At 66.9% G+C, this 16,364-nt stretch carries 28 protein-coding genes; 1 reads left to right on the top strand and 27 read right to left on the bottom strand.

The annotated features are described in order from the left end of the window. Positions 1–144 precede the first annotated feature (144 nt). Complete coding sequence (locus D0Z67_RS17360) at positions 145–1,023, top strand: hypothetical protein (RefSeq protein ID WP_031180859.1); 879 nt, start codon at positions 145–147, stop codon at positions 1,021–1,023. Positions 1,024–1,039: 16 nt separating this feature from the next. Here D0Z67_RS17360 and truA read toward each other — a convergent pair whose 3' ends face one another. The 27 genes from truA to rplB all read right to left on the bottom strand — a co-directional run bounded on the left by truA (position 1,040) and on the right by rplB (position 16,342). Continuing rightward, on the bottom strand, positions 1,040–1,894 hold the full coding sequence (gene truA, locus D0Z67_RS17355; RefSeq protein WP_031180860.1) for a tRNA pseudouridine(38-40) synthase TruA: 855 nt from the start codon (positions 1,892–1,894) through the stop codon (positions 1,040–1,042). A gap of 89 nt (positions 1,895–1,983) precedes the next feature. Beyond that, entirely contained in the window at positions 1,984–2,469 is a 486-nt protein-coding gene (rplQ, locus tag D0Z67_RS17350) for a 50S ribosomal protein L17 (RefSeq protein WP_031180861.1), read from the bottom strand. A 179-nt stretch (positions 2,470–2,648) separates the two neighbouring features. After that, on the bottom strand, positions 2,649–3,671 hold the full coding sequence (locus tag D0Z67_RS17345) for a DNA-directed RNA polymerase subunit alpha (RefSeq protein ID WP_003966937.1): 1,023 nt from the start codon (positions 3,669–3,671) through the stop codon (positions 2,649–2,651). 124 nt (positions 3,672–3,795) lie between these two features. Beyond that, positions 3,796–4,200 carry a 30S ribosomal protein S11 gene (gene rpsK, locus D0Z67_RS17340; protein ID WP_003956432.1) on the bottom strand — a complete coding sequence of 135 codons (405 nt, stop codon included), beginning with the start codon at positions 4,198–4,200 and terminating at the stop codon, positions 3,796–3,798. Between the two features lie 70 nt (positions 4,201–4,270). Further along, a complete protein-coding gene (rpsM, locus tag D0Z67_RS17335) occupies positions 4,271–4,651 on the bottom strand; it encodes a 30S ribosomal protein S13 (protein WP_030811707.1) in 381 nt (126 codons plus the stop codon). Positions 4,652–4,839: 188 nt separating this feature from the next. Continuing rightward, positions 4,840–4,953 (bottom strand): 50S ribosomal protein L36, encoded by a 114-nt coding sequence (rpmJ, locus tag D0Z67_RS17330; RefSeq protein WP_003974245.1) that lies wholly within the window; start codon positions 4,951–4,953, stop codon positions 4,840–4,842. 60 nt (positions 4,954–5,013) lie between these two features. Next, positions 5,014–5,235 carry a translation initiation factor IF-1 gene (gene infA / locus D0Z67_RS17325; RefSeq protein WP_003948620.1) on the bottom strand — a complete coding sequence of 74 codons (222 nt, stop codon included), beginning with the start codon at positions 5,233–5,235 and terminating at the stop codon, positions 5,014–5,016. Positions 5,236–5,508: 273 nt separating this feature from the next. Further along, positions 5,509–6,345 carry a type I methionyl aminopeptidase gene (gene map / locus D0Z67_RS17320; RefSeq protein WP_031180862.1) on the bottom strand — a complete coding sequence of 279 codons (837 nt, stop codon included), beginning with the start codon at positions 6,343–6,345 and terminating at the stop codon, positions 5,509–5,511. Between the two features lie 103 nt (positions 6,346–6,448). Continuing rightward, positions 6,449–7,114: an adenylate kinase gene (locus tag D0Z67_RS17315; protein ID WP_031180863.1), complete on the bottom strand. Its 666-nt coding sequence runs from the start codon at positions 7,112–7,114 to the stop codon at positions 6,449–6,451. Next, a complete protein-coding gene (secY, locus tag D0Z67_RS17310; protein WP_031180864.1) occupies positions 7,114–8,427 on the bottom strand; it encodes a preprotein translocase subunit SecY in 1,314 nt (437 codons plus the stop codon). Before secY ends, D0Z67_RS17315 begins: the two co-directional genes overlap by 1 nt. Positions 8,428–8,628: 201 nt before the next feature. After that, complete coding sequence (gene rplO / locus D0Z67_RS17305; RefSeq protein WP_031180865.1) at positions 8,629–9,084, bottom strand: 50S ribosomal protein L15; 456 nt, start codon at positions 9,082–9,084, stop codon at positions 8,629–8,631. 2 nt (positions 9,085–9,086) lie between these two features. After that, positions 9,087–9,269 (bottom strand): 50S ribosomal protein L30, encoded by a 183-nt coding sequence (gene rpmD / locus D0Z67_RS17300; RefSeq protein WP_003974250.1) that lies wholly within the window; start codon positions 9,267–9,269, stop codon positions 9,087–9,089. Then, the gene (gene rpsE / locus D0Z67_RS17295) at positions 9,269–9,874 is read right to left on the bottom strand and encodes a 30S ribosomal protein S5 (protein ID WP_007494753.1); all 606 of its coding nucleotides are present in this window, start codon (positions 9,872–9,874) and stop codon (positions 9,269–9,271) included. Before rpsE ends, rpmD begins: the two co-directional genes overlap by 1 nt. 68 nt (positions 9,875–9,942) lie before the next feature. After that, entirely contained in the window at positions 9,943–10,326 is a 384-nt protein-coding gene (gene rplR / locus D0Z67_RS17290) for a 50S ribosomal protein L18 (RefSeq protein WP_030811697.1), read from the bottom strand. A 3-nt stretch (positions 10,327–10,329) separates the two neighbouring features. Beyond that, positions 10,330–10,869, bottom strand: coding sequence for a 50S ribosomal protein L6 (rplF, locus tag D0Z67_RS17285; RefSeq protein WP_031180866.1), 540 nt, complete (start codon positions 10,867–10,869; stop codon positions 10,330–10,332). A 24-nt stretch (positions 10,870–10,893) separates the two neighbouring features. Next, entirely contained in the window at positions 10,894–11,292 is a 399-nt protein-coding gene (rpsH, locus tag D0Z67_RS17280; RefSeq protein ID WP_030811690.1) for a 30S ribosomal protein S8, read from the bottom strand. 211 nt (positions 11,293–11,503) lie between these two features. Next, positions 11,504–11,689: a type Z 30S ribosomal protein S14 gene (locus tag D0Z67_RS17270; RefSeq protein WP_003948630.1), complete on the bottom strand. Its 186-nt coding sequence runs from the start codon at positions 11,687–11,689 to the stop codon at positions 11,504–11,506. 5 nt (positions 11,690–11,694) lie between these two features. Continuing rightward, the gene (rplE, locus tag D0Z67_RS17265; RefSeq protein WP_007494758.1) at positions 11,695–12,252 is read right to left on the bottom strand and encodes a 50S ribosomal protein L5; all 558 of its coding nucleotides are present in this window, start codon (positions 12,250–12,252) and stop codon (positions 11,695–11,697) included. After that, on the bottom strand, positions 12,252–12,575 hold the full coding sequence (rplX, locus tag D0Z67_RS17260; protein WP_018543913.1) for a 50S ribosomal protein L24: 324 nt from the start codon (positions 12,573–12,575) through the stop codon (positions 12,252–12,254). Before rplX ends, rplE begins: the two co-directional genes overlap by 1 nt. 2 nt (positions 12,576–12,577) lie before the next feature. Continuing rightward, positions 12,578–12,946 carry a 50S ribosomal protein L14 gene (gene rplN, locus D0Z67_RS17255; RefSeq protein ID WP_003992364.1) on the bottom strand — a complete coding sequence of 123 codons (369 nt, stop codon included), beginning with the start codon at positions 12,944–12,946 and terminating at the stop codon, positions 12,578–12,580. A 110-nt stretch (positions 12,947–13,056) separates the two neighbouring features. After that, the gene (gene rpsQ / locus D0Z67_RS17250) at positions 13,057–13,341 is read right to left on the bottom strand and encodes a 30S ribosomal protein S17 (protein WP_030811683.1); all 285 of its coding nucleotides are present in this window, start codon (positions 13,339–13,341) and stop codon (positions 13,057–13,059) included. Beyond that, positions 13,341–13,565 (bottom strand): 50S ribosomal protein L29, encoded by a 225-nt coding sequence (rpmC, locus tag D0Z67_RS17245; RefSeq protein WP_007494763.1) that lies wholly within the window; start codon positions 13,563–13,565, stop codon positions 13,341–13,343. Before rpmC ends, rpsQ begins: the two co-directional genes overlap by 1 nt. After that, positions 13,565–13,984: a 50S ribosomal protein L16 gene (gene rplP, locus D0Z67_RS17240; protein ID WP_030811678.1), complete on the bottom strand. Its 420-nt coding sequence runs from the start codon at positions 13,982–13,984 to the stop codon at positions 13,565–13,567. Before rplP ends, rpmC begins: the two co-directional genes overlap by 1 nt. Positions 13,985–13,989: 5 nt before the next feature. Beyond that, entirely contained in the window at positions 13,990–14,820 is an 831-nt protein-coding gene (rpsC, locus tag D0Z67_RS17235) for a 30S ribosomal protein S3 (protein ID WP_030811675.1), read from the bottom strand. Next, complete coding sequence (rplV, locus tag D0Z67_RS17230; protein ID WP_003974262.1) at positions 14,820–15,167, bottom strand: 50S ribosomal protein L22; 348 nt, start codon at positions 15,165–15,167, stop codon at positions 14,820–14,822. The genes rpsC and rplV overlap by 1 nt, the downstream gene beginning before the upstream one ends. Before the next feature lie 44 nt (positions 15,168–15,211). Continuing rightward, positions 15,212–15,493, bottom strand: coding sequence for a 30S ribosomal protein S19 (rpsS, locus tag D0Z67_RS17225; protein ID WP_030619138.1), 282 nt, complete (start codon positions 15,491–15,493; stop codon positions 15,212–15,214). Between the two features lie 12 nt (positions 15,494–15,505). Next, positions 15,506–16,342 carry a 50S ribosomal protein L2 gene (gene rplB / locus D0Z67_RS17220; RefSeq protein WP_030811669.1) on the bottom strand — a complete coding sequence of 279 codons (837 nt, stop codon included), beginning with the start codon at positions 16,340–16,342 and terminating at the stop codon, positions 15,506–15,508. Positions 16,343–16,364 lie beyond the last annotated feature (22 nt).

Below are 16,364 nucleotides of genomic sequence, written 5' to 3'. Positions count from 1 at the left end.
CCGCCCCCACACGGGTCAAAACGAGCTTGCCGGAAATCCTCCCGGCCGCAATGTTCCCCCGTGCGCCGAAGGTCCCCGTATCGTCTCCGGGCCCGCTCCCCTCGGGCGCGCCGGGACCTCGCGGCCCCCTCTAAGATGCGCCCCATGAGTTACGGGCAGGGGGGTCCCCAGTCTCAGTGGGACCCTTGGACACCTCAATCCCAGCAGCCGTGGAAGAGCGGCGACGACGACGGAACCCCGGACTGGGCCGCGCTCGCGGACGCCTCGGAGAACCGTAAGAAGCGTCGCAAGGTGCTGCTCGTCGCGGGCGGCGTGCTCGCCACGGGCGCGATAGGCACCGCCGTCGCCATGGCCGTCTCGAACACGGGCGGCGACAGCCGGGCGGGCGGTCCCTCCGGCCTGCCCGCGACCGCGTCCCTGCCGGGCGGCACGGCGACCACGGCCCCCTCCTTCGCCCCGACCAGCGCGCCCCCGCCGCTGGACCCGAAGGACTTCATCGCCAGCGCCAACAAGGACACCGCCCCGCTGAGCCCGGAGACCCTGTTCCCCGGCACCCAGCTCACCATGGGCGAGACGGTGTACAAGAAGGGCGCCACCAGCGACAGCAAGGACTGCGCGTCCGGCGCCGGCGGCACCCTGGCCAAGGCGCTCACCGCGGGGAAGTGCACCCGCCTGATGCGGGTCAGCTATGTGAAGGACGGCGTGGCCGTCACCGTGGGCGTCGCCGTCTTCGACAACGACACCGACGCCCAGCGCTTCAAGGACCGCGCCGACAAGAAGAGCATCGTCGCCGCGCTGCCCGGCAAGGGCGTCAAGGCGTTCTGCGACTCAGCGATCTGCCGCTCCACCACCAACACCCTGGGCCGGTACGCCTACTTCACCATCGCCGGGTTCACCAACGGCAAGGACGTGACGACCAAGGACACCAAGGTGTTCGCGGCCGGCAACGACCTGGCCCAGTTCTCCTTCCGCCAGATCCGGCGGCGCGGCGAGGCCCAGGCGTCGGCGGCCGCGGGCCAGTGAGCGGCCGCCCGCCGGCTCAGCAGCAGCCCGCCGGCGGGAGCGAGCGCCGGTTGCGGGCCTCCTTGTTCCGGGCGGCCAGCAGCTCGTCGGCGGGATAGCCGACCTCCTCCAGCGTCAGCCCGTGCGGCCGCACCACGTGCACGGCGGAGTCCCGCACCCCGGCCGCCAGCACCTTCCCGGGCCACTCGGGGCCCCGGTGCCCGTCGCCGGTGAACAGCAGGGCGCCGATCAGCGAGCGCACCATGTTGTGGCAGAAGGCGTCCGCGCGCACGGTGGCCGTGATCACCCCGTCCGCGCCGCGCACCAGGCTCAGCTCCTGGAGGGTGCGGATGGTGGTGGCGCCCTCGCGCTTCTTGCAGTACGCCGCGAAGTCGTGCTCGCCCAGCAGGGCGCGGGCCGCCTCGTTCATCACGTCCACGTCCAACGGCCAGTCGTGCCACAGGACATGGTTGCGCAGCAGCGGGTCGACACCGCCGGGGTTGTCGGTGACGCGGTACGCGTAGCGCCGCCAGACGGCGGAGAAACGGGCGTTGAAGCCGGGCGGGGCCTCGGTCAGGGACCAGACCCGTACGTCCTTGGACAGCCGGCCCGCGAGCCGCTTCAGCAGCTTCTCCCGGTGCTCGGCCCACACCGGCTCCGGCAGGTCGACATGGGCGACCTGGCCGCGCGCGTGCACCCCGGCGTCCGTCCGCCCGGCCACCGTCAGCTCGTACGTCTCCTTGGACCGGGTCACCGTGCGCAGGGCGTCCTCGATCTCGCCCTGCACGGTCCGCCGCCCGCCGGCCTGCTTGGCCCAGCCGTGGAAGTCGGTGCCGTCGTAGGACAGGTCGAGGCGGATACGGACATGGCCGGGCTGTGCTTCGTCACTCACGCGGGAATCCTCTCAGGGCGCCGTATCGGTCGGGAAACGCGAAAGCGGGCCCGCCCCCGGAAGGGCAGGCCCGCTCTCAGGCGTCAGCCTCAGGCGTCCTTGGACTCCTCGGCGGGAGCCTCGGTGGCCTCGGTCTGCTCGACCTTCGCCTCGTCGGACTCCTTGACCGCACGCTTGGTGGCGGCCTCGGCCTCACCGGTGGCCTGCTGCGCGACGGTCAGCGCCTCGACCAGCTCGATGACAGCCATGGGCGCGTTGTCGCCACGGCGGTTACCGATCTTGGTGATGCGGGTGTAACCACCGGGGCGGTTCTCGTAGCGCGGGCCGATCTCGGCGAAGAGCGTGTGGACGACGCTCTTGTCCGTGATCACCTGGAGCACCTGACGGCGGTTGTGAAGGTCGCCCTTCTTCGCCTTGGTGACCAGACGCTCGGCGTACGGGCGCAGACGGCGCGCCTTCGCCTCGGTGGTGGTGATGCGGCCGTGCTCGAAGAGGCTCTTCGCGAGGTTCGCGAGAAGCAGCTTCTCGTGCGCGGCGCTGCCGCCCAGACGGGCACCCTTGGCGGGCTTCGGCATGATGTTTCTCCTAAGTGTCTGCCCCGGCCGTGTCAGGTACCGAGGTCAGTATCCGAGCGAGCGGTTGCTCTTCGGAGATCCGAGCAGGCCCTGAAGGGCCCGCTCGGAAGGGGTGCGGGGAACTGCGCGAACCAGTCACAGCCGGCCCGCAGACGCAGTACGGCCTCCCCGCGGAGCGCTTAGTACTGCTCGGTCTCCACGAAACCCGCGTCCGCGTCGTCGTCGGCGCCGAACGCGTCGGCGGCGGCGGTCGGGTCGAACCCGGGAGGCGAGTCCTTGAGCGCCAGGCCCATGCCCGCGAGCTTGGCCTTGACCTCGTCGATGGACTTCGCACCGAAGTTGCGGATGTCCAGCAGGTCCGCCTCGGAGCGAGCGACCAGCTCACCCACGGAGTGGATGCCCTCGCGCTTGAGGCAGTTGTAGGAACGGACCGTGAGCTCGAGCTCCTCGATGGGAAGAGCCAGGTCAGCGGCCAGCGCGGCGTCCGTCGGGGACGGACCCATGTCGATGCCCTCGGCGTCGATGTTCAGCTCGCGCGCGAGACCGAACAGCTCGACCAGCGTCTTACCGGCGGAGGCCATGGCGTCACGGGGACGCATCGCCTGCTTGGTCTCGACGTCGACGATCAGCTTGTCGAAGTCGGTGCGCTGCTCGACACGCGTGGCCTCGACCTTGTACGTGACCTTGAGAACCGGCGAGTAGATGGAGTCGACCGGGATACGGCCGATCTCCTGGCCCACCTGCTTGTTCTGCACGGCGGAGACGTAGCCGCGACCGCGCTCGACGGTCAGCTCCATCTCCAGCTTGCCCTTGCCGTTCAGCGTGGCGAGGACGAGGTCGGGGTTGTGCACCTCGACACCGGCCGGGGGCGCGATGTCGGCGGCGGTGACCAGACCCGGGCCCTGCTTGCGCAGGTACATCACGACCGGCTCGTCGTGCTCCGAGGAGACGACCAGCTGCTTGATGTTGAGGATCAGGTCGGTGACGTCCTCCTTGACGCCCGGCACGGTGGTGAACTCGTGCAGGACACCGTCGATCCGGATGCTGGTGACAGCGGCACCGGGGATCGAGGAGAGGAGGGTACGGCGGAGGGAGTTGCCGAGGGTGTAACCGAAGCCCGGCTCCAGCGGCTCGATCACGAACCGGGAGCGGAACTCGTCGACGACCTCTTCGGTCAACGAGGGACGCTGAGCGATCAGCATGTGTGAATCCTTCAGTCAGGGGCGCCCGCTATTTGACGCCCGACTCAGTACTGCAAGGGTACGGGCGGCACGGCCCGAAAGAGCCGTACCGCCCGGACCCGCGAAACCAGCGGAGCGCTGTGCGTCAGACGCGGCGGCGCTTCGGGGGGCGGCAGCCGTTGTGCGGGGTCGGGGTGACGTCCTGGATGGAGCCGACCTCGAGGCCCGTGGCCTGGAGCGAACGGATCGCGGTCTCACGACCGGAACCCGGACCCTTGACGAACACGTCGACCTTGCGCATGCCGTGCTCCTGGGCGCGGCGGGCAGCCGACTCGGCGGCCATCTGCGCGGCGAACGGCGTGGACTTCCGGGAGCCCTTGAAGCCGACGTGGCCGGCGGAGGCCCAGGAGATCACGTTGCCGGACGGGTCCGTGATCGAGACGATCGTGTTGTTGAACGTGCTCTTGATGTGCGCGTGGCCGTGAGCGACGTTCTTCTTTTCCTTGCGGCGCACCTTCTTGGCAGCGCCCTGACGTCCCTTGGGGGGCATCTACAAACTCCTACGGGGAGGTGGTCGGTCCTACAGCGAAGACCGCTGATGAAGCGTTGTCCGCTGAGGACTACTTCTTGCCCGGCTTCTTCTTGCCGGCGATGGCGCGACGCGGGCCCTTGCGGGTGCGGGCGTTGGTGCTGGTGCGCTGACCGCGGACGGGCAGGCCGCGACGGTGACGGAGACCCTGGTAGCAACCGATCTCGACCTTGCGGCGGATGTCGGCCTGGATCTCGCGACGGAGGTCACCCTCGGTCTTGATGTTGTTGTCCACGTACTCGCGGATCGCGACGAGCTGCTCTTCGCTCAGGTCGCGGACGCGGGTGTTCGGGTCGACGCCGGTCGCAGCCAGCGTCTCCTGGGAGAGGGTCCGGCCAATGCCGAACACGTAGGTGAGGGCGACCTCCACGCGCTTTTCGCGCGGGATGTCAACACCGGAAACGCGTGCCATTCAATGGCTCCTGGTGATTCTTCGGAGGTCTTCCACAGAACCGGTTCCCGGCCGCCGTACTAGGTACGAACCGGGTCCTCGGCCTCCGACCGAGGGTGTCGAGCTGGTTGGCTCGGGCTCTGCGTATGAACAAATTCAGCTTGCGTCGCGCGAATCTCTGCGATGAGGGCAGAGGGTTCGGCCGTGCGTCAGCCCTGGCGCTGCTTGTGGCGCGGGTTGTCGCAGATGACCATGACCCGGCCGTGACGGCGGATCACCCTGCACTTGTCGCAGATCTTCTTGACGCTCGGCTTGACCTTCATGGGGTGAGGTTCTCCGGGTCAGTGCCATCACCCCGGCGCGAACCGGGATGCGGGCAAGATCTACTTGTACCGGTAGACGATCCGGCCACGCGTCAGGTCGTACGGAGACAGCTCCACCACGACCCGGTCGTCAGGGAGGATACGGATGTAGTGCATACGCATCTTGCCGCTGATGTGTGCCAGGACCTGGTGGCCGTTCTGGAGCTCGACCTTGAACATGGCGTTCGGCAGAGACTCGACGACAGTGCCCTCGATCTCGATGGCACCTTGCTTCTTGGCCACGCTTCGCCCTTCGAATCGACTACCTTGATCGACTCCCCCGCGTTCCCTAACGGGCGCATGCGGACATGCGGGTGCACGAGAGCCGACGAGTCAGTCTACGTCAGCCCACCCGGAAAAACGAATCGAAGAATTCTGCCCCATACCGCTGATCGTTATGCGGGTAGCTACGCGTTGCGGCCCGGCGGCGGCTGTGGGCAGTCGTTCCGCAGGGCGGAACGGGTGGGCACAGCCGGGCACCCGCAGCCGCCATCGGCGGCCCGCCCCATCGCTGGCTCAGGCGAGCGGGTCCGGTGCCGTCGTGACGCCGTATTCGGCGAGCTTGGCCTTGCCGCCGTCCGGAGACGTGAGGACCAAGGGGCCCTCTTCCGTCAGGGCTACCGAGTGCTCCCAGTGGGAGGACCAGGTGCCGTCCGTGGTGATGACGGTCCAGTCGTCTTCGAGGACCTTCGTGCGGGGGGTGCCGAGGGAGACCATGGGCTCGATGGCGAGGCAGAAGCCGGGGACCAGCTTGGGGCCCTTGCCGCGGCGCCGCTCGACGTAGTTCAGCAGGTGCGGGTCCATGTGCATCTCGGTGCCGATGCCGTGGCCGCCGTAGTCCTCGACGATGCCGTACTTGCCACCGCCCGGCTTGGGCTGCCGGCGGATGTACGTCTCGATCGCGCGGGAGATGTCGACCAGCCGGTTGCCCAGCTTCATCGCGGCGATCCCGGCCCACATGGATTCCTCGGTCACCCGGGACAGCTCGACCAGCTCCGGCGCGTGCCCCGAGCCGACGAACGCGGTGTAGGCCGCGTCACCGTGCCAGCCGTCCACGATCGCGCCGCAGTCGATGGAGATGATGTCGCCGTCGTTCAGGACGACGTTCTCGGAGGGGATGCCGTGCACCACCACGTCGTTCACCGACGTGCAGATGGTCGCGGGGAACCCGCCGTACCCGAGGAAGTTCGACTTCGCGCCGTGCTCGTCCAGCACCTTGCGCGCCACGTCGTCCAGGTCCTTGGTGGTCGCGCCGGGCACCGCCGCCTCGCGGGTGGCCGCGTGGATCGCGGCGACGACCAGGCCCGCCGCCCGCATCTTCGCGATCTGCTCGGGGGTCTTGATCTGCACCATGGGGGGCCTGCGCTCTCCGTCACTCGTCACCGACTGGGTTACCTGCACAACACTACGGCCGCGGCGCCCGGGTCGGGCACCGCGGCCGGAAGGACCGGGGGTCTTACTCGCTGCCGGCCTTCTCGCGCTTGAGAGCCTCCAGCGCCCGCTTGGTGATCTCGTCCACCGGGCCCAGCGAGGAGATCGTCACGACGAGCCCCTGCGCCTTGTAGTAGTCGATGATCGGCTCGGTCTGCGTGTGGTAGACCTCGAGCCGCTTGCGGACGGTGTCCTCGGAGTCGTCGTCACGCTGGTACAGCTCGCCGCCGCAGACGTCGCAGACGCCCTCCTTCTTCGGCGCGCTGTACGTCACGTGGAAGACGTGCGAGGAGTCGTTGCGGCAGATGCGCCGGCCGGCGATCCGCTTGACGACCTCTTCCTCCGGGACCTCCAGGTCCAGGACGGCGTCCAGCTTGATGCCCTCGCCCTGCAGCAGCTCGTCCAGCGCCTCGGCCTGGGAGACGTTGCGCGGGAAGCCGTCGAGCAGGAAGCCGCTCTCGGCGTCCGGCTGCTCCATGCGGTCCTTGGCCATGGCGATGGTGACCTCGTCCGGGACGAGGTTCCCCGCGTCCATGTAGGACTTGGCCAGCTTGCCCAGCTCCGTCTGCCGAGAGATGTTGGCGCGGAACAGGTCGCCCGTGGAGATGTGCGGTACGCCCAGCTTCTCGGCGAGACGGACGGCTTGCGTTCCCTTACCGGCACCCGGCGGCCCGACGAGGACGATACGCATCAGCGGAGGAACCCTTCGTAATTGCGCTGCTGGAGCTGGCTCTCGATCTGCTTCACCGTCTCAAGACCCACACCCACGATGATCAGGATGCTGGTCCCGCCGAAGGGGAAGTTCTGACTTGCTCCGAAGCCCACCAACGCCATCGTCGGTACGAGAGCGATCAGACCCAGATACAGCGAGCCCGGCCAGGTGATCCGGTTGAGTACGTAACTCAGGTACTCAGCGGTCGGCCGGCCTGCCCGGATACCCGGAATGAAGCCACCATACTTCTTCATGTTGTCGGCGACTTCCTCGGGGTTGAAGGAGATCGCCACGTAGAAGAACGCGAAGAACACGATGAGAAGGAAGTACATCGTGATGTAGATCGGGTGGTCGCCCTTGGTCAGGTTCGCCGTGATCCAGCGCTTCCAGCCCGAGTCGCCGCCGGCGAACTGCGCGATCAGCGCGGGGATGTAGAGCAGCGACGAGGCGAAGATGACCGGGATCACACCGGCCTGGTTGACCTTCAGCGGGATGTACGTCGACGTACCCCCGTAGGACCGGCGGCCGATCATGCGCTTCGCGTACTGCACCGGGATGCGGCGCTGGGCCTGCTCCACGAAGACGACGAGCGCGACCATGACCAGGCCGACCAGGATGACGGTGCCGAACTCGATCCAGCCGCCGGCCAGCGTGCCCTGCTTCTTGATGGCCCACAGCGCGGACGGGAAGGTCGCGGCGATCGAGATGAACATCAGGATCGACATGCCGTTGCCGATGCCGCGGTCGGTGATCAGCTCACCGAGCCACATCACCAGCGCCGTACCGGCGGTCATGCAGATCACCATGGTGATCGTGGTGAAGATCGCCTGGTCCGGGACGATGTTCCCGGCCACCGTGCACCCGCTGAACAGCGCGCCGCTGCGGGCGGTGGCCACCAGGCCGGTGCCCTGGAGGATGGCGAGCGCCACGGTCAGATAGCGGGTGTACTGCGTGATCTTCGCGGTGCCGGACTGACCCTCCTTCTTGAGGGCCTCCAGACGCGGGATCACCACGGTGAGGAGCTGAAGGATGATGCTCGCCGTGATGTACGGCATGATGCCGAGGGCGAAGATCGTGATCTGGAGCAGCGCTCCACCACTGAACATGTTGACCAGACCGAACAGGCCCTGGTTGCCGGAGGCCTCGGTCACGCAGGTCTGGACGGCCTTGTAATTGACGCCGGGGATCGGGATGTGGGTACCGACCCGGTAGACCACGATGATGCCCAGCGTGAAGAGCAGCTTCTTGCGCAGGTCGGGCGTCCTGAACGCCCGGGCGAACGCGGTGAGCACGGTGCCTCCTGCGACCCCCGCGCAACTGCGTCAAGGGTGACGGTCTAGAGGTTCGACGAATAAGTGGAAGGGAACAGCGCTGGCCACCTTACCGGCGACACCGCCCCCCTAGGAACGACCAACCGGGGATACCCCATTGTGGGGTATCCCCGGTCGGGATCGTCTACGTCATCGAGTGACCCTGAGGGACCCTTGAGGGCCTCAGACCAGCTCGGTGACCGTACCGCCGGCGGCGGTGATCTTCTCCTTGGCGGAACCGGAGACGGCGTCGACCGTCACCTGCAGCGCCACGGAGATCTCGCCCTGGCCCAGGACCTTGACGAGGCTGTTCTTGCGAACGGCACCCTTGGCCACCAGACCCTCGACGGTGACCTCGCCACCCTCGGGGTAGAGCGCGGCCAGCTTCTCGAGGTTCACGACCTGGAACTCGGTCTTGAACGGGTTCTTGAAGCCCTTCAGCTTCGGAAGACGCATGTGGAGGGGCATCTGGCCACCCTCGAAGCGCTCCGGAACCTGGTAACGGGCCTTCGTGCCCTTGGTACCACGACCGGCCGTCTTACCCTTCGACGCCTCACCACGACCGACACGGGTCTTCGCGGTCTTGGCGCCGGGGGCCGGACGGAGGTTGTGGATCTTGAGCGGGTTCTGCTCCGCCATGATCAGTCGACCTCCTCGACCGTCACGAGGTGGCGGACGGTGTGCACCATTCCGCGGAACTCGGGGCGGTCCTCCTTGACGACCTGCGTGTTGATCCCCTTGAGACCAAGGGAACGCAGGGTGTCACGGTGGTTCTGCTTGCTGCCGATGTAGGACTTGACCTGCGTGATCTTGAGCTGCGCCATTACGCACCAGCCCCGGCACGCGCACGCAGCAGAGCCGCGGGGGCGACGTCCTCGAGCGGCAGACCGCGGCGGGCCGCGACCTCCTCGGGACGCTGCAGGCCCTTGAGGGCCGCCACGGTGGCGTGCACGATGTTGATCGCGTTGTCGGAGCCCAGGGACTTCGACAGGATGTCGTGGATACCGGCGCACTCGAGCACGGCACGCACCGGACCACCGGCGATAACACCGGTACCCGGGGACGCGGGCTTGAGCAGCACGACGCCGGCAGCCTTCTCACCCTGGATGGGGTGCGGGATGGTGCCCTGGATACGGGGGACCTTGAAGAAGTGCTTCTTGGCCTCCTCAACACCCTTGGCGATGGCGGCCGGCACCTCCTTGGCCTTGCCGTAACCGACACCCACGGTGCCGTCACCGTCGCCCACCACGACCAGCGCGGTGAAGCTGAAGCGACGACCACCCTTCACAACCTTGGCGACACGGTTGATCGCGACAACGCGCTCAACGTAAGCGGTCTTCTCGGCGGCGGCTGCGCCGCCGTCACGGCCCTTCCGGTCCCGCCGCTCGCCGCCACCGGCACCGCCACCGCGGCGCTGGGGTCCAGCCATTGGAATTACCTCTCTCTGTTTCCGCTAGCTACGCGCCAACGATTTTGTCGCTGGCGCGACGGGCGGCCTTAGAACTTCAGGCCGGCTTCGCGGGCGGCGTCCGCCAGGGCGGCGATGCGCCCGGCGTACTGGTTGCCACCACGGTCGAACACGACAGCCTCGACGCCGGCGGCCTTGGCACGCTCGGCGACCAGGGCGCCGACCTGCTTGGCCTGCGCCGACTTGTCGCCCTCGCCGCTCCGGACCGACGCGTCCAGCGTGGACGCGGAGGCCAGGGTGTGGCCCTTGAGGTCGTCGATCACCTGCGCCACGATGTGACGGTTGGAGCGGGTCACGACCAGACGCGGACGCTCCGCCGTACCGGAGATGTTCTTGCGAATCCGGATGTGGCGGCGCTTGATCGCGGCGCGCTTGTAGGCGTCGCCCTTGAGGATCTTCTGTCCGTATGCCATGGCTTACTTACCCGCCTTTCCGACCTTGCGGCGGATGACTTCGCCCTCGTACTTGACACCCTTGGCCTTGTACGGGTCAGGCTTGCGCAGCTTGCGGATGTTGGCCGCAACCTCGCCGACCTTCTGCTTGTCGATGCCCTCGACCTGGAAGCGGGTCGGGCTCTCCACCTTGAAGGTGATGCCCTCGGGCGCCTCGACGACGATCGGGTGGCTGTAGCCGAGCGCGAACTCGAGGTTCGAACCCTTGGCCACGACGCGGTAACCGACACCGCTGATCTCGAGCTTCTTCACGTAACCCTGGGTCACGCCGGTGATCATGTTCGCCACCAGCGTGCGGGACAGGCCGTGCAGGGCCTTGTTCTGACGCTCGTCGTTGGGACGGGTCACCGCGAGGGTGCCGTCCTCATCCCTGACGATGTCGATCGGCGCGACGACGGTGTGGGTCAGCGAGCCCTTGGGGCCCTTGACCGCGACCGTGCGGCCGTCGATGGTGACGTCCACGCCGGCGGGAACCGTGATGGGGAGCTTGCCAATACGCGACATAGCTGTTTCCTCCGTTCCCTTCCGTTACCAGACGTAGGCGAGGACTTCCCCACCCACGCCCTTCTTGCCGGCCTGCTTGTCGGTGAGGAGACCGTGCGACGTGGAGATGATCGCCACGCCCAGGCCGCCGAGCACCTTCGGCAGGTTGGTGGACTTCGCGTAAACCCGGAGACCGGGCTTGGAGATGCGCTTGATCCCCGCGATGGAGCGCTCACGGTTGGGGCCGAACTTCAGCTCCAGGACGAGGTTCTTGCCGACTTCGGCGTCCTCGACCTTCCAGCCCGTGATGAAGCCCTCCTGCTGGAGGATCTCTGCGATGTGAGACTTGATCTTCGAGGACGGCATCGTCACGGAGTCGTGGTATGCCGAGTTCGCGTTCCGCAGACGCGTAAGCATGTCTGCGATCGGATCAGTCATGGTCATGAATTGGCCTTCGGCCTCTCTCGCCGGGGTTTCCTGGTGCGCCATCCCTCTCCCCGATCCGGGACGGGACGGGTGCGGCGCGGTGGACCTACGGCGTAGTAAGTCGTACGGGCGCGACAGACGCCCGACCCCGCAAGCCTACGGCATGTGGGGGCGGGCCCTGTCGACCCAGTTGCTTACCGAGAGCTTCCGGAATCCCTGATTAGGGGGATTACCAGGAGCTCTTGGTCACGCCCGGCAGCTCGCCACGGTGAGCCATCTCACGAAGGCACACGCGGCAGAGGCCGAACTTGCGGTACACGGAGTGCGGACGGCCGCAGCGCTGGCAGCGCGTGTAGCCACGCACACCGAACTTGGGCTTGCGAGCAGCCTTAGCGATAAGAGCCTTCTTCGCCATCTCGCTCACGCCTCCTTGAACGGGAAGCCGAGGTGACGAAGGAGCGCGCGGCCCTCAGCGTCATTGGTCGCCGTGGTGACCACGGTGATGTCCATACCCCGGACGCGGTCGATCTTGTCCTGGTCGATCTCGTGGAACATGACCTGCTCCGTGAGACCGAAGGTGTAGTTGCCACGGCCGTCGAACTGCTTGGGGGACAGGCCGCGGAAGTCGCGGATGCGCGGAAGCGCCAGCGACAGGGTGCGGTCCAGGAACTCCCACATGCGGTCGCCACGGAGCGTGACGTGGGCACCGATCGGCTGACCCTCGCGCAGCTTGAACTGCGCGATGGACTTGCGGGCCTTGGTGACGGCCGGCTTCTGACCGGTGATCGTGGTGAGGTCGCGGATGGCGCCCTCGATCAGCTTGGAGTCGCGGGCGGCGTCGCCCACACCCATGTTGACCACGATCTTGACGAGGCCGGGGATCTGCATGACGTTCTCGTACTTGAACTCGTCACGCAGCTTGCCCGCGATCTCCTCGCGGTACTTCGTCTTCAGACGCGGAGTGGTGGTGGTAGCCATCAGATGTCCTCACCCGTCCGCTTGGCAACGCGGATCTTGTTGCCTTCGTCGTCGAAGCGGTAGCCGACACGCGTGACGACCTTGTTGCCATCCTTCTCAACGACCAGCTGGACGTTGGAGACGTGGATGGGCGCCTCGGTCGTGACGATGCCGCCCGCCTGCGAACCGCTGGCGGTGGGGCCGGCCTTGGTGTGCTTCTTGACCCGGTTGACACCCTCGACCAGGACACGCTCGTCGCGCGGGTAAGCGGCAATGACCTTGCCCTGCTTGCCCTTGTCCTTACCGGTGATGACCTGGACCAGGTCGCCCTTCTTGATCTTCATGCTTACAGCACCTCCGGCGCGAGCGAGATGATCTTCATGAACTTCTTCTCGCGCAGCTCACGGCCGACGGGGCCGAAGATACGGGTGCCGCGAGGGTCGCCGTCGTTCTTGAGAATGACAGCGGCGTTCTCGTCGAAGCGGATGTACGAGCCGTCGGGACGGCGGCGCTCCTTGACGGTGCGAACGATGACCGCCTTGATGACGTCACCCTTCTTCACGTTGCCGCCGGGGATCGCGTCCTTGACGGTGGCGACGATGACGTCACCGATGCCCGCGTAGCGGCGACCGGAGCCACCGAGCACACGGATGCAAAGGATCTCCTTCGCACCAGTGTTGTCGGCGACACGCAGCCGCGACTCCTGCTGGATCACGTCTATCTCCTGTTTGTCTGCCGGTTCCCGGCCGGGGTCCCGTCCCTATGAGGAACGGGAACCCCGACCGAGCCTGGCGGAACTGTCCTGCGGATTATCCCGCAGGAAAATTACTTGGCCTTCTCGAGGATCTCGACGATGCGCCAGCGCTTCGTCGACGACAGCGGCCGGGTCTCCGCGAGGAGGACACGGTCGCCGACGCCGGCGGCGTTCTGCTCGTCGTGAGCCTTGAGCTTGTTCGTACGGCGGATGACCTTGCCGTACAGCGCGTGCTTCACGCGGTCCTCGACAGCGACGACGACGGTCTTGTCCATCTTGTCGCTGACGACGAGACCCTCGCGGGTCTTGCGGAAGCCGCGGGCCTCTGCGTTCTCAGTCACGTTCTTCTCGCTCATCAGGCGTTCTCCACCGTCTCGATGCCCAGCTCACGCTCGCGCATCAGGGTGTAGATCCGCGCGATGTCCTTGCGGACCGCCTTCAGACGGCCGTGGTTCTCGAGCTGACCAGTCGCCGCCTGGAAGCGGAGATTGAAAAGCTCTTCCTTGGCCTCGCGGAGCTTCGCAAGAAGCTCCTCGTTGCCCAGCTCGCGCAGCTCGGACGCCTTGGTACCGGCCGACATCACGCTTCACCTGCCTCGCGCTTGACGATCCGGCACTTCATCGGCAGCTTGTGAGCCGCACGAGTGAGGGCCTCACGCGCAATCTTCTCGTTGGGGTACGACAGCTCGAACATGACGCGTCCGGGCTTGACGTTGGCGATCCACCACTCCGGGGAACCCTTACCGGAACCCATGCGGGTCTCGGCAGGCTTCTTGGTGAGGGGACGGTCCGGGTAGATGTTGATCCAGACCTTGCCGCCACGCTTGATGTGGCGGGTCATGGCGATACGAGCCGCTTCGATCTGACGGTTCGTCACATACGCCGGGGTCAGCGCCTGGATGCCGTACTCGCCGAACGCGACCTGCGTGCCACCCTTGGCCATACCACTGCGCTTCGGGTGGTGCTGCTTGCGGTGCTTGACCCTACGGGGGATCAGCATGACGGTCAGGCCTCCGTTCCGGTGCTCTCAGCCGGAGCGGCGGCAGCGGGAGCCTCGGCCTTGGGGGCCTCGGCGCCGGCAGCCTGCTGCGGCTTGCGACCACGCCCGCCACGCTCGCCGCCGCGGCCACCACGGGCCGGGCGGTCGGCGCCGCCACGAGCCGGGCGGTTACCCGCACGGGCCGCAGCGTTCTCGGCGCGGACCTCGGCGATGTTCTTGACGTCGCCCTTGTAGATCCAGACCTTCACGCCGATGCGGCCGAAGGTCGTCTTGGCCTCGAAGAAGCCGTAGTCCACGTTCGCGCGGAGCGTGTGCAGGGGCACACGGCCCTCGCGGTAGAACTCCGAGCGGGACATCTCGGCGCCACCGAGGCGGCCACCGCACTGGATCTTGATGCCCTTGGCGCCGGCCTTCATCGCCGACTGCATGCTCTTACGCATGGCACGGCGGAAGGAGACACGCGAGGAGAGCTGCTCGGCGACGGCCTGGGCCACGAGCTGCGCATCCGTCTCGGGGTTCTTGACCTCGAGGATGTTCAGCTGGACCTGCTTGCCCGTCAGCTTCTCCAGCTGACCGCGGATCTTGTCGGCCTCCGCACCGCGGCGGCCGATGACGATGCCCGGACGCGCGGTGTGGATGTCCACGCGGACACGGTCACGGGTGCGCTCGATCTCCACCTTGGAGATGCCCGCGCGCTCCATGCCCTGCGTCAGCATGCGACGGATGGCCACGTCTTCCTTGACGTAGTCCTTGTACAGCTTGTCGGCGTACCAACGCGACTTGAAGTCGGTCGTGACACCGAGCCGGAACCCGTGCGGGTTTACCTTCTGGCCCATTACCGGGTTCCTTCCTTGCTGCTGACGACCACGGTGATGTGGCTGGTCCGCTTGCGGATCCGGTAGGCACGGCCCTGGGCGCGCGGCCGGAACCGCTTCAGGGTCGGGCCCTCGTCGACGTAGGCCTCGGAAATGAAGAGGCTGTCGGCGTCGGTGTGGTCGTAGTTGTGCGCGGCGTTGGCGATGGCGCTGTCGAGCACCTTGCCGACCGGCACGGAGGCTGCCTGCGGAGCGAATCGCAGAACAGCCTGAGCCTCCGTGGCATCCATGCCACGGATAAGGTCCACCACGCGGCGGGCCTTCATGGGCGTAACGCGGATGTACCGCGCCTGGGCCCTGGCTTCCATGGTTGTCCCTCTCAGTTACTTACGTGTCTGAATGCGATCCGCTACTAGCGGCGCTTCGACTTCCGGTCGTCCTTGACGTGGCCGCGGAAGGTGCGAGTCGGCGAGAACTCGCCGAGCTTGTGGCCGACCATCGACTCGGTGACGAACACCGGGATGTGGGTCTTGCCGTTGTGCACCGCGATCGTGTGGCCGAGCATGGCCGGGACGATCATCGAGCGACGGGACCAGGTCTTGATGACGTTCTTGGAACCGGCTTCGTTCTGGACGTCCACCTTCTTGATCAGGTGGTCGTCGACGAAGGGTCCCTTCTTCAAGCTACGAGGCATCTCAACCCGTCCTTAGCGCTTCTTGTTCGTCTTGCGGCGGCGGACGATGTACTTGTTCGACGCCTTCTTGGGCGAACGAGTACGGCCTTCCTTCTTGCCCCACGGGGACACAGGGTGGCGACCACCGGAGGTCCGGCCCTCACCACCACCGTGCGGGTGGTCGACCGGGTTCATGACCACACCACGGACGGTCGGGCGAACGCCCAGCCACCGCTTACGGCCGGCCTTACCCCAGTTGATGTTGCTCTGCTCGGCGTTGCCGACCTCACCGACGGTGGCGCGGCAGCGCACGTCGACGAGACGGATCTCGCCGGACGGCATGCGGAGGTGGGCCATGGAGCCCTCCTTCGCGAGCAGCTGCACGGACGCACCGGCGGAGCGGGCGAACTTGGCGCCGCCACCGGGACGGAGCTCGATCGCGTGGATCGTGGTACCGACCGGGATGTTGCGGAGCGCCAGGTTGTTGCCCGGCTTGATGTCGGCGCCCGGACCGTTCTCGACGCGGTCGCCCTGCTGCAGGTTGCGCGGGGCGAGGATGTAGCGCTTCTCGCCGTCCGCGTAGTGCAGCAGCGCGATGCGCGCGGTGCGGTTGGGGTCGTACTCGATGTGCGCGACCTTCGCCGGCACGCCGTCCTTGTCGTGACGACGGAAGTCGATCACTCGGTAGGCGCGCTTGTGTCCGCCACCCTGGTGGCGAACGGTCACACGACCGGCGTTGTTACGGCCGCCCTTGCTGTGCAGCGGGCGGACCAGCGACTTCTCCGGCGTGGACCGCGTGACCTCGACGAAGTCGGCGACGCTGGCGCCACGACGGCCCGGCGTAGTCGGCTTGTACTTGCGGATTCCCATTTCTCAGTCCTCGTCCGATATC

The sequence above is a fragment of the Streptomyces seoulensis genome (assembly GCF_004328625.1).
Taxonomy (GTDB): domain Bacteria; phylum Actinomycetota; class Actinomycetes; order Streptomycetales; family Streptomycetaceae; genus Streptomyces; species Streptomyces seoulensis.
Note: the sequence above shows the minus strand (reverse complement) of the source record. Positions and strands in the feature narration are given on the sequence as shown.